The organism is Staphylococcus pettenkoferi, assembly GCF_002902685.1.
GTDB lineage: Bacteria > Bacillota > Bacilli > Staphylococcales > Staphylococcaceae > Staphylococcus > Staphylococcus pettenkoferi.
Window position 1 is genome coordinate 1 of record NZ_PPRN01000040.1, and the last position, 12787, is coordinate 12787.

Below are 12787 nucleotides of genomic sequence, written 5' to 3' on the forward strand. Positions count from 1 at the left end.
ATAGAGATAAATTCACATATGGGAGGAATTTATTATGAAAAAATTAGGAATAACTTCAGGAATTGTACTTAGCGGAGCGGTATTATTTGGAGGAATTGGTACATCTCAAGCACATGCAGAAAGTTACAGTTCTGTGGATGCAAGTAATGCAGAGAACATCGCGAAAGAAGTAGCTAAGGATAATGGAATGGACCCTTCAAAACAGAATTTCTTCGAGCCAAAAAGTAGCGGCGATTATTATCAAGTTGAAATTGGTAATAAATCTAACGTAGGTGCAGGAGCTTATCGTGTGCATAAGGATGGGTTAGTTGAATATAGAGATGGTGGCGTGGAGTCTAATCCTTACCGTAAAGTAGGTAACTATCACTTCTCAAGCGCTGATGCAAATGCAACTAATGACAGTAAAAATAACTCAAATCAACAACAAGACGCTACAAAAGCGCAACAAAAGCAAAATGTTACTCAACAAAACCAAGCAAATTCTAGCAACACTTCAGAACAACAAAATTCAATGCAATTCAACCAAAATAATGAGCAACAAGCTCAAAACGTAAAACAATCAAATCAAAATGAGGCACAACAAGCTCAAACATTACCTAACACTGGTCAATCTTCTAATAGTGTCGCTTTAGGCGTACTTGCAGCAGTATTAGGTGTTAGCGTCCTTGCTATGAGACGTTTCGTACGTCAATAGTCCTTCTCTTACTTGCATAAAGAAAATTTTAATTTACACCTCAAGTGACATATATTGTCATACCTGATTCGCTATCATAAGACTAAATGCATAAAGAGGAGGATTATTCATGAATAAAAAGGTTGAATTCGCCCTTTCAATCCTGTTCTTCTGGGTGAAAGGTAGCGTAGCCGTAGACTCTAGATTCGTGAAAGTAAACACGGCTAATGCGATTCTCGGCATCTTTCCAGCTGGACGCGATGCAGAAACAATGCCGCTGAAGAATATTAGCTCTACTAAACTTTCAAGTAAATATAAAATCTTTCCAATGATTATCGGAATATTGATTATGCTAATTGCATTATCACGCTTAGGTACATCATTCTTTGGTGCACTCATCTTCTTCATTATCGGTGCACTTATCTTTGGAAGTGGCATGTTAACAACATTAATTATTCAACGCGCGGGTAATGATTATGCTATTTCTGTACCATTTTTCGAGAAAAACAAATTACTGATTGCGCAGAATTCTATTGAAGAAGCGCTCGCTCACGATACAGATAAGACAGATTTAAACCAATTCTTTGATAAAAAAGGGACAAATTAGTTCAGACGATTAAAATCTCATCCTATACATCATTATGGTCACCGTATTCGATCATTAAGCAACTCCTTAGAAGAAAAGGACATGCACAACAAATAGAGGTCACAGTCACCTTACACGCATGTGCTCTCTTCTCAAAGGGGTTGCTTTTACTTATGTAATAACCCTTTTACCTTTACCTAAAGTCGTCTCACAATACTCACAAACACAACATCAAAAAAAGACCTCCGATGCATAACACCGGAAGCCTCAACCTAACTCGTCTTACCATAAGTTAGCTAATAAGTTTGTTTGACTACGATCTGGACCTACAGAGAAGATTGAGATGTCCACACCGCAAATTTCAGAAATGCGTTCTAAGTAACGACGTGCGTTGTCAGGAAGTTCGTCTAGAGAACGACAACCTGTAATATCTTCGTCCCAACCTGGAAGTTCTTCGTAAACAGGCTTACAACGTTTCACTTCGTCTAAGTTCGCTGGATATTCAGTGATTGTTTCGCCATCCAACTCATATGCCGTACAAATCTTCACAGTATCTAAACCTGTGAGAACGTCGATAGAGTTGATTGAAAGGTCTGTAATACCGCTCACACGACGCGCATGACGTACGACTACAGAGTCGAACCAACCGACACGTCTTGGGCGACCTGTCGTTGTACCGTATTCACGGCCGACTTCGCGAATGTGATGACCGTCATCATCAAAGAGTTCTGTTGGGAATGGGCCATCGCCTACACGTGATGTGTAAGATTTACATACACCGATGACTTTAGATACAAATGTAGGACCTACACCGCCACCCACTGTCACGTTACCTGCAACTGGGTTACTTGATGTCACGAATGGATATGTACCGTGATCGATATCGAGCATGACACCTTGAGCACCTTCGAATAATACTTTCTCGTCTGCTACGAATGCGTCGTCTAATACTTTCGCAGTGTCTGTAACGTAAGGTGCTAAGCGTTGTCCCGCTTCGTAATATGTCTCAAATATCTCATCAAATGTTGGGCATGGTTTATTGAACATACCTTTGAAATACGCATCTTTATATTCAATATTATCTTGTAGACGTTGTTTAAAGGATTCTTTATTTAATAGGTCAGCCATGCGAATACCGATACGTTGTGCTTTATCCACGTATGCAGGGCCGATACCTTTCTTCGTTGTACCAATCTTGTTATCGCCACGACGTTCTTCTTCGTACTCGTCTTGTTTCAAATGATATGGCAAGATGACTTGCGCACGGTTTGAGATGCGTAAGTTGTCAGTAGATACGCCACGTTCGTTTAACGCGTCTAACTCTTTTAAAAGTGCTACTGGGTCTACTACGACACCATTACCTATCACTGCGAGTTTATCTTTGTAGAAAATACCTGATGGTACGAGGTGTAATTTATAAGTTTCACCGCTAAATTTGATTGTGTGACCTGCGTTATTACCACCTGAAAAACGTGTGATCACATCCGCTTGTTCTGCTAAGAAATCTGTAATCTTTCCTTTACCTTCGTCTCCCCATTGTGTCCCAACTACTACAATTGATGACATATGAGCACCTCCAAGTTTTTCTCAATTTACCATAGAGTATTTTACCAATATCACCTGGAGATTGCAAATAAAAATCGAACATTATTTCAACGTCGTTAGCAGTCGTTAAAGACGTGATATTTCATTAATCTTCCATATTGAAAAGCGATGATATCAACGTTTGACAATCTTTCTTCAGTAAAACGTTAACCGTACTTCTATGAATTCAAATCACTTTTAAACAACTAAAAACCGTACAAAATTAACAACTGCGTTAAAATCATACGGTTTAAAAACTTCGATTATTTATTTTTATCACATATCTGCATGCGCATAATCAATATCAGTAAATTTGTTGTACTGTTTCATGAAATGCAGTTTCACGGTACCTGTTGGGCCGTTACGTTGCTTCGCGATAATAATTTCAATTTCACCATTATCGTCATTCACTTGCGGTTCCATGCCCATATCACCATCGTCCTCGTCATCTTCACCGGCACGCTCGTAATAGTCGTCACGGTAAAGGAAGGCAACGATGTCGGCGTCTTGCTCGATGGAACCTGACTCACGGATATCACTCATCATCGGACGTTTGTCCTGACGTTGTTCTACACCACGAGAAAGCTGACTCAAGGCAATCACAGGACATTCAAGTTCTCTGGCAATCGCTTTAAGCGTTCTTGAAATCTCTGAAACCTCTTGTTGGCGGTTATCAGAGAAGCGTGAGCCACTACCTTGTAGCAATTGCAGATAGTCAATCACGACCATATCTAAGCCATGTTCTTGTTTCAGACGGCGGCACTTAGAACGGACATCCGTGACACGAATACCTGGCGTATCATCGATAAACAGCTTCGTATGCGAGAGTTTACCGACAGACGTAGTGAAACGATTCCAATCTTCTTCTTCCATCATCCCAGTACGTAAACGGTTGGAATCGACATTTCCTGTACTACAAATCATACGCGTGACAAGTTGATCTGCACCCATCTCTAGAGAGAAGATGCCTACGGTAAAGCCATCTTCGTGTGTAGCCACCTTTTGCGCGATATTAAGAGCGAAGGCAGTCTTACCCACGGAAGGTCGAGCGGCAATAATGATGAGATCATTGCGGTTAAAGCCTGCCGTCATGTTATCTAAATCGCGATAACCTGTAGGAATGCCGGGTGTCTGACCGCTATTCTGATCGAGTAATTCAGCATTCTCATAGACTTCACCAAGCACTGTAACGATATCTTTAAAGCCTTCACTTTCTCGTGAAGAAGAAATTTCAAGTATCCGGCGTTCAGCATCATTGAGAACTTCGTCTAATTCGATTTCACTATTATAGCCGTCATTGGCGATACTTTCTGCAACTTGGATGAGTTTCCGTTTCGTCGATAGCTTTAAGACGATGTCAGTATAGTATTGAATATTTCGCGTCGTCGGAACATTGTTCGCAAGTTCCGCGAGATACTGAGGTCCACCCGCTTCGTTGAGCCGCCCATCTTGAGAGAGCTGATCCATGAGCGTCACACTATCAATATTCTTGCTCTCCTCATGGATGTGCATCATCGCTCTGAAGATATGTTGATGGGCACTTCTATAAAATGACTCAGGAAGTAAGACTTCCTGAGTTGAGTTCATGAGTTCTGGATCGAGGAAAATGGCACCTAATACAGATTGTTCCGCTTCATTACTATGCGGCATTTGATTGCGTTCGTACATTCCGTCCATTTGTTCTCCACCTCATATCTCATTACTTTGAATTAGTTCTGTTCTACTGTGTGTACGCGAATTGTACCTTCAACTTCTTTATCAAGTTTAACAGGCACATTCGTATAACCTAAAGCGTGAATGCCATGTGGTAAATCCATTTTACGCTTATCAATTTTAATATCGTGTTGATCTTTAAGGGCTTGAGCGATTTGTTTCGTACTGATTGAACCGAATAACTTACCGCCTTCACCTGTCTTCGCACTGACTTCAACTTCAATGTCTTCAAGACGTGCTTTAAGTTCTTTCGCCTCGTCAATTTCTTTCTGTCTTTCTTGTTCTGCACGTTTATTTTGTTGTTGAAGTTGTTTCAAGTTACCACTATTTGCTTCGACTGCTAAGTTCTTTTTAAAAAGGAAGTTGTTAGCGTAACCTACTGGCACATCTTTAACTTCGCCTTTCTTACCTTTACCTTTAACATCTTGTGTGAATATTACTTTCATGCGTCTTCACTCCTACTCATTTGTTCTGTTATTGCCTGTTGTAATTGTTCAATTGCTTCTTCGACAGTTAAGTCTTTCAACTGTGTAGCAGCATTCGTTAAATGTCCGCCACCACCCAGTGCTTCCATCGTTAGCTGAACGTTGATTGCACCAAGGGATCGCGCTGACATTCCGATAAGGTTATCTTCACGTCGTGCTACAACATATGAGGCTTCTACACCATCTAAACTTAACAACTCATCTGCTGCTTGTGCAACAGTAACGGGATGATAGATTTTGTCGTCAGGACCATGGGCAATCGCTACGCCATGATCTTGAAGTTCAACCGTGCGAATTAATTCAGTTCGGTTGATGTACGTATCGATATCATCCTTCAAGAAGTGTTGCGTTAAGATCGTATCCGCACCATGTGCACGGAGATAACTTGCTGCATCGAAAGTTCGTGAGCCTGTCCGCAATGTGAAGTTACGCGTATCAACGATGATACCTGCAAACATCACTGTAGACTCAAGTCGTGTTAAGCGTTGTTCTGTCGGTTGATATTCTAGCAACTCTGTCACGAGCTCTGCAGTAGAGCTGGCGTACGGTTCCATGTAGACCAACAACGGACTTGAAATAAAGCTTTCGCCACGACGATGGTGGTCAATCACGACTTTGCGATTAGATTTATTTAAGATATTTTCATCTAAGACCATCTCAGGTTTATGCGTATCGACCACTACGAGCGTTGTCTTAGAAGTCATGATGTCCCATGCTTCGTCGGACGTAATGAAACGCTCTTTCAATTCAGGTTTCTCATCGACTGCGTTCATGACACGTCGCAATGTTGGATCGATATCTGAATCGTTAAGCACTACGTAGGCATCCAAGTTGTTCATCATCGCAAAGCGTGTCACACCGATAGCTGCACCGATGGCATCTAAGTCTGGACGCTTGTGTCCCATCACGATGACTTTGTCGCCTTCCATCAAGATATCTTTCAATGCGTGAGAAATGACACGAGCTCGTACGCGTGTACGTTTCTCCATCGGGTCAGTCTTACCGCCGTAGAAGCGGACATTACCGTTGATGTGTTTGATGGCAACTTGGTCACCGCCACGACCGAGCGCTAAGTCTAATCCAGATTGTGAAAGCTCACCAAGATCGATGAGGTTCTCTGAGCCTTCCCCTACGCCGATACTCAGTGTGAGCTGGGCACGATAACCTACACTTTTCTCACGTAATTGACTTAAGATATCAAAGTTACTATCTTCAACTTCATTTAAGATACGTTGGTTCAAGTAAGCCACAAACTGGTCTGAGCTGTAACGTTTGAAATAGATATTATATTCCGAAGCCCAACGACTGATGACGCGTGTCACCATCGAGTTGATTTCTGAACGTTGTGTATCGTTCATATTTTGTGTGATTTCGTCGTAGTTGTCGAGGAAGAGCGTCGCAATAATCGGCTTTGACTCTTCGTAGAGTTCATTCGTCTTCACTTCTTCTGTAATATCGAAGAAGTACAACACACCTTCCGCTTCAGCATAACGTACGCGATAATGGTAGCCATTGTCTTCAATTTCTATTTCTTGCGTCTTTTCCAGCTGTTTTAAAATGTTTGGATAAACCTCATTAACAGGGTCTGAAATCACGTTGCGTTCAGCACGTTCAGACATAAATTTGTTCATCCATTCAATATTCTCATTGTCATCTAGGATAATCATGCCGATGGGCAGCTCTTTAATCGCAGTGTTACTGCCAGCTGAAATATGTCCACTTAAGTCATCGACATAATGATCCATCTTATTTAAAGCTTTACGTATTAGAATAATCGAGACGATTGCCATAACGACGAGTATGATAGCCGCTACAGTCGCGAAGATTTGATTAATCACAAACCACGCGATGACGATAGCAATACCCGTCAGCAACATTAAGACAAACGGCAAGATTAACGCTTGCTTAGTGGATTGCCGGTTCATTGTTCCACCTCAAATCATTTTTTAATGCGCGCTTTTAAGTTCAACATCATATCTGCCATACCTATTAAGACTACAATTGGCGCCATTGCAGATATGAGCGTTCCGATAACCATGAGTAATATTGTCACGGCTAAAGGCATACTTTTCGCTTTACCAAAGAAATGAATTACACTTAATCCCTGAATATACATACATAATGATAACACAACTTGAAAGTTCAATACGATACTTTGGAACATAGATGGTTCACTATTTGAAGTGAACAGAAGACAGACAATCGTAATGATATAAACAATTAAGATAAACCGTGGCATTTGCCAAGCATATAACGGTCTAAAGATAGGCGTCGCCACTTTAAACTTACGTAAGATTGGGAAAGTGATTAATAAATTAAATAAGACGATAACAAAGATAGTGACGATGATATAACTTGGAAATTCCATCAACGCTTTATTTGTTAAATTATCTACCAATTGATTGTAACTTTCTATGACATTGCTACCATATTGTTGTAAATCAGACGGTTGTAGATAATTTAAGACTGATTTCATCGGTTGCACTAAAGTACTTCCAGTCGGCAAACGATGGGTCGCTTGTAAGATGAGTAGTGCAATTAAACTAAATAAACTTAAGTATGTCGTCGTAACATAGAAGATGCGTTCTTTCGTTGCACGCTCTTTTAATAATTGCCCAATGATGAAACTTGTGAGCAAGACCACAACAATAGCGCTTAACGTGGCTAAGTTGGTAAAGAGCGTCGTGAGAATAACTGTAATTAAGGCAGCTATTCCGAAACTTTCTTTCGATTTGTGCCACAAGACGATACCAGGAATGGTCGCAAAGAAACACAACACATATCCTATTAAGGGCACAAAATATGTAACTAAAGCCACAATTATAAAGGTGATAACACCAAGTATCGTCGCTTTAGGATTAACTTTAGAAAACAAATTTGCCACTCCTATACTCAATTTGACTATAATGCCTATTTTAACCTCTTTGAAAGGTTTATACAATTATTGTCAATTAAGGCATGAACGTGTCTCTCCTATTTCATGCATACCCATTCTTCCTATGTGTTACGTGTCTTAGCGTCGAACTTTAGACTTTTTCAAAAAATGATATAAATTCGGCGCCCAATCGTTGAAATTGAGTAAAAAACCATCATGACCTACGTTATCGGGCACGAAGAAGTGACGATGATATTGGAAGCGTGCCCCCATCGCTCGAACTTGGTCATCTGGATAGAGCAAATCATCGGTAAAGCCGAGGGTTAGTACTTTAGTATCTAACTGAGCCAAGACTTCTGCAACGTCAGTACGTCCACGGTCGAGGTTGTGGCTATCGAGCACATCAAGTAACGTCTTATAGCAAGCCACATCAAAGCTTTCTTTAAATTTATCACCTTGATGATGCTGGTAAGACACCACTTGTTCAGGTGTAAATCGCGCTTCGTAACTCTTTGAAGACCGATAAGTTAAGAAACCGAGTTGGCGTGCAATACTCAATCCTTCCTTTCCACCTAAGTGAATCGCTTGTCGTGCAATATCGTTAAATGCACGACTATAAGATGAAGTCTTATCCGTCGCTGCGAGAATGACGGCTTTCTCAACGTGAAATTGACGATTGTAGAGCAGTTCCTGAACTTGCATACCACCTAGAGAACCACCGATGAGAATAGCGATACGCTTAAAGCCTAATGCTTTCACTCCACGTTCAATCGCTCGGACAATATCGCGTAACGTCAGCTGTTGAGGAAAGTTAGGATCGTTGCACGGTGAACTCGAACCAAATGGACTACCAATGACGTTAAACGTGAGAAACTGATAATCGTGAATAGGCAAATAACCTCCATCAATAATTTCACGCCACCACCCTGGCTCCTCATCCGTGCCATATGTGAGATGATTTCCCGTTAATGCATGACAGACGAGTACGAGTGGTTGTCCTTGATAACCTACGTGCTCGTAACGAAGTTTCAAATTCTCAATTAGTTCCCCAGATTCCGTATAAAAGTTGCCTAATTCAAGTGTGTCTACAATATATTTCATTAGCTACTTACCTCCTTGTTAGTGAACTTATCGCTACCCCTCCCCTACTCTGCTTCATATAGAAAAAGTCTCCTACTCGACCAAAAGTAAGAGACTCACATTACCTTATTACTCGAGTTGCATCGTTGGTTGTAGCACCGTACTGATAAAGCCGGTTGCTGAAGTTTCACAGGGCCAAATCCCTCCACTTCTCTCAATAAGTTCAATATTTGATTTAAGTTTCGTTGACTAGATTAAAGTTAATTCTAATCGAATATTCCGATAATTACAACAGTTAATATGCCGTTATGAATCCTTAATGCGTTATCTAGCTCACTGCGTCTTGAAATAGGGCGATTTGTTATAAGAGGTGAGTCTGACGTTTGTCTGAAGTCAGACTGACGGAAGTGTTAATATCATTCTCTAACCCCTTGCCACTGTAATCATACAAGCCTTTCCGGTATTAAGACTAAATTTCTACTTCGACTACCTGTTCAGCATTCACAGTATTAAATATTTTACTGAAATAGCTTTCCTTTTTTCTAAAAAAGGCAACTCCCACAATTAATGAGAATTGCCTTTTCAATATATTTCATCTTAACTTGTAACTCATTGAGCCGTTGATTATTTATCTAACGTAATCTTAGTCTTACCGCCCATGTATGGAACAAGCGCTTCAGGAATTGTAATTGAACCATCTTCGTTTTGGTAGTTCTCAACAATTGCTGCAAATGTACGACCTACAGCAAGACCACTACCATTTAACGTATGCACAAATTCTGGTTTCGCATCTTTATCACGTTTGAAACGGATGTTTGCACGACGCGCTTGGAAATCTGTCACGTTAGAGCAAGAGCTGATTTCCTTGTACTCATTGTAGCTAGGTAACCAAGCTTCAAGGTCATATGTCTTGCTTGCGCCGAAACCAATGTCGCATGTACATAAGTTCACACGGCGATATGGTAATTCAAGTTCTTCAAGGATTGATTCCGCATTTTGAGTTAACTCTTCAAGTGCATCCCAAGAATCTTCTGGTTTCTCGTAACGTACCATCTCTACCTTATCGAACTGGTGAAGACGGATTAAACCACGAGTGTCACGACCTGCAGATCCAGCTTCACTTCTGAAACAAGCTGTTTGTCCTGTGAATAAAGCAGGAAGTTGATCTTTATCAAGAATTTCATTGCGGTAGAAGTTTGTGAATGGCACTTCTGCCGTTGGGATTGTGTAAAGTCCTTCTTTTTCAACTTTAAATAAATCCTCTTCAAATTTAGGAAGTTGACCTGTACCGTACATTGAATCAGCATTAACAAGTTGTGGTGCCATCATTTCAGTATAGCCTTGTTGTGTTGTATGTTTCGTAATCATGTAGTTCATCAATGCACGTTCTAATAATGCACCGTCACCAGTTAAGAAGACGAAACGCGCACCTGAAACTTTTGCTGCACGGTCGAAGTCAGCCATCTTCAATTCTTCAACTAAATCCCAGTGTGGTTTCGCCTCGAAGTCAAATTCTCTTGGCGTACCCCAACGTTTAAGTTCAACGTTGTCTTCGTCAGATTCACCTTCTGGCACGTCATCGTGGATTAAGTTTGGAATGCCAGCTAACGTATCATGTAATTCTTGGTCTACGTCGTTAAGTGACGCATCGATTTCTTTAATCTTGTCACCTAATTCGCGCATTTCTTTAATAACGTCATCCGCATCTTCTTTGTTGCGTTTCTTCTCAGCAATTTCACCACTCACACGGTTACGCTCTGCTTTCATTTCCTCAGTCTTGCTGATGTAGTCACGGCGTTTTTCATCTAGTTCTAAGACTTTGTCCACAACTGATGAATCCATACCACGCTTAGCAATCTTGTCTTTGACCATGTCTGGTTCTGTACGGAATAATCGAATATCTAACATCTGTCTATCTCCTTTGATATATATTTAGGTTGAAGCGCATAAAAAAGACCACATCCCCGACAAGGGACGTGGTCTCTACGCGTTGCCACCCTATTTAACAGCTTAATTTGATAAATTAAGACTGCGCTCTCACTTAAATAACGGTAATTGCCGATTGTTCACATCAGTAGGTAGATTCATATTAAGGATCATTGCCTGTTCACACCAACCACAAGCTCTCTGAAATCATCACATTAATACTACTTAGCCTACGAACAATAGTGATATTTGAATTATCTTAAATATAGCAAATTGTTTAAAAATTTTCAAGACAGTATAAGCTATTTATTTAAAATGACAAATTTCTAAACTTATTTTTCATCACTACTATAAGCGTCGTCACGTAGATACTGAGCAACCGCTTCAATATCTTTATGGAACTGACGATCTTCAGTAATTGAAGGTACGATGCTACGTAACGCTTCATATTTCGCTAAAGTGCGTGGTGAGAGTTTTTCTACACCTTGATGTTCTACCGCTTGTAACGCAATAATACATTCTATCGCGAGCACTCGACGCGCATTTTCTACAATTTGATAGCCATGGCGAGATGCGATTGTTCCCATCGACACGTGGTCTTCTTGGTTAGCAGAAGAAGGAATAGAGTCTACGCTTGCTGGATGCGCCAACGTTTTATTCTCAGACACGAGACTCGCAGCAGCATACTGCATAATCATCGCGCCGCTTTGAAGACCTGGTTCCGGACTTAAGAATGCAGGCATACCATTGTTAAGTTGTGGATTTACAAGACGTTCCAAACGGCGTTCTGCCACATTCGCAAGCTCTGACACCCCAATTTTTAAGAAATCAAGAGCGAAAGCGACGGGTTGACCGTGGAAGTTACCTCCAGAAATGACGAGCGTTTCATCATCCTCATCGAAGATCAATGGATTGTCGTTTGCCGCATTCATCTCAAATTCGAGTTTCTCTTTTACATAATTGAACACTTGGAAGCTCGCACCGTGAATTTGTGGAATACAACGTAGTGTATACGCGTCTTGTACACGTAACTCAGCTTGGCGTGTCGTCAGTTGAGAGCCTGCTAACCAATCTCTCATACGTTCAGCAACCTCAATTTGTTCTTGGTAATTACGTGCTTTATGTACTTGCTCATTGTAAGCGTCTGTAATGCCATTGAGCGATTGATGTGTTAGCGCCGCAATCCACTCAGCTTGATAACCTAAATCTTCCGCTTCGATGTACGAAATTACCCCTTGTGCCGTCATCGCTTGTGTACCGTTAATCAGCGCTAAACCTTCTTTCGCTTGGAGTGTGTGTGGTGCACGGCCTAGCTCTTGTAACACATCTTGACTGTCACGTTCTTCCCCTTGATAAACGACTTTGCCTTCACCAATCAATGCTAATGCAAGATGTGAAAGTGGTGCTAAATCTCCTGATGCACCAAGAGAACCTTGTTGTGGAATAATCGGCACGATGCGGTGATTGATAAAGTAGATGAGTTGATCAATGAGCTCAACAGTCACGCCTGAATGACCTTTCAACAACGTGTTTAAGCGTAAGACCATCATGACTAGCGCGACATTATTTGCAAATGGTTCACCTACACCACATGCATGAGAACGTATCAGATTGACTTGTAATTGATTGTACTGCTTATCATCGATACGCACATCACTAAATAAGCCGAACCCAGTAGTAATGCCGTAAATCGTTTCTTTATCTCGAATGATACGTTCCACTGTGGCACGACTGTCTTTTACTCGCGACAATGCTTGCTTTGTGATTTCGACTGAATCGTTGTTAGCTAGAAAGTGTTGAATATCTCGAATCGTCAGTTGCTCACCATTTAATTGTAAAGTCATTATCCCATCTCCCTTTATATT

General features: G+C 41.0%; 10 protein-coding genes, 1 riboswitch and 1 other annotated feature. Of the genes, 2 read left to right on the top strand and 8 right to left on the bottom strand.

Features of this window, described 5'->3' with window-relative positions:
* Positions 1-34: 34 nt before the first annotated feature.
* Entirely contained in the window at positions 35-694 is a 660-nt protein-coding gene (locus tag CD126_RS07970; RefSeq protein ID WP_049406020.1) for an LPXTG cell wall anchor domain-containing protein, read from the top strand.
* 109 nt (positions 695-803) lie between these two features.
* Entirely contained in the window at positions 804-1280 is a 477-nt protein-coding gene (locus tag CD126_RS07975) for a hypothetical protein (protein WP_002472765.1), read from the top strand.
* A gap of 261 nt (positions 1281-1541) precedes the next feature.
* Here the strand turns inward: CD126_RS07975 and CD126_RS07980 are convergent, their stop codons facing one another.
* The 8 genes from CD126_RS07980 to hutH all read right to left on the bottom strand — a co-directional run bounded on the left by CD126_RS07980 (position 1542) and on the right by hutH (position 12766).
* On the bottom strand, positions 1542-2825 hold the full coding sequence (locus CD126_RS07980; RefSeq protein ID WP_049406022.1) for an adenylosuccinate synthase: 1284 nt from the start codon (positions 2823-2825) through the stop codon (positions 1542-1544).
* Positions 2826-3119: 294 nt separating this feature from the next.
* Positions 3120-4520 (bottom strand): replicative DNA helicase, encoded by a 1401-nt coding sequence (gene dnaB, locus CD126_RS07985; RefSeq protein WP_103370285.1) that lies wholly within the window; start codon positions 4518-4520, stop codon positions 3120-3122.
* A 32-nt stretch (positions 4521-4552) separates the two neighbouring features.
* Complete coding sequence (gene rplI / locus CD126_RS07990) at positions 4553-5002, bottom strand: 50S ribosomal protein L9 (RefSeq protein ID WP_049406026.1); 450 nt, start codon at positions 5000-5002, stop codon at positions 4553-4555.
* Positions 4999-6966, bottom strand: a complete 1968-nt coding sequence (locus CD126_RS07995) for a DHH family phosphoesterase (RefSeq protein WP_049406027.1) — start codon at positions 6964-6966, stop codon at positions 4999-5001. The genes rplI and CD126_RS07995 overlap by 4 nt, the downstream gene beginning before the upstream one ends.
* A gap of 14 nt (positions 6967-6980) precedes the next feature.
* Entirely contained in the window at positions 6981-7916 is a 936-nt protein-coding gene (locus CD126_RS08000; RefSeq protein WP_049406029.1) for a YybS family protein, read from the bottom strand.
* A 138-nt stretch (positions 7917-8054) separates the two neighbouring features.
* On the bottom strand, positions 8055-9017 hold the full coding sequence (gene metX, locus CD126_RS08005; protein ID WP_049406030.1) for a homoserine O-acetyltransferase MetX: 963 nt from the start codon (positions 9015-9017) through the stop codon (positions 8055-8057).
* A gap of 102 nt (positions 9018-9119) precedes the next feature.
* Positions 9120-9220: riboswitch (SAM riboswitch) on the bottom strand.
* 400 nt (positions 9221-9620) lie between these two features.
* Complete coding sequence (serS, locus tag CD126_RS08010; RefSeq protein ID WP_103370286.1) at positions 9621-10904, bottom strand: serine--tRNA ligase; 1284 nt, start codon at positions 10902-10904, stop codon at positions 9621-9623.
* A gap of 59 nt (positions 10905-10963) precedes the next feature.
* Positions 10964-11169, bottom strand: a binding site (T-box leader).
* An 85-nt stretch (positions 11170-11254) separates the two neighbouring features.
* Positions 11255-12766 carry a histidine ammonia-lyase gene (hutH, locus tag CD126_RS08015; protein ID WP_103370287.1) on the bottom strand — a complete coding sequence of 504 codons (1512 nt, stop codon included), beginning with the start codon at positions 12764-12766 and terminating at the stop codon, positions 11255-11257.
* Between the last annotated feature and the right edge of the window lie 21 nt (positions 12767-12787).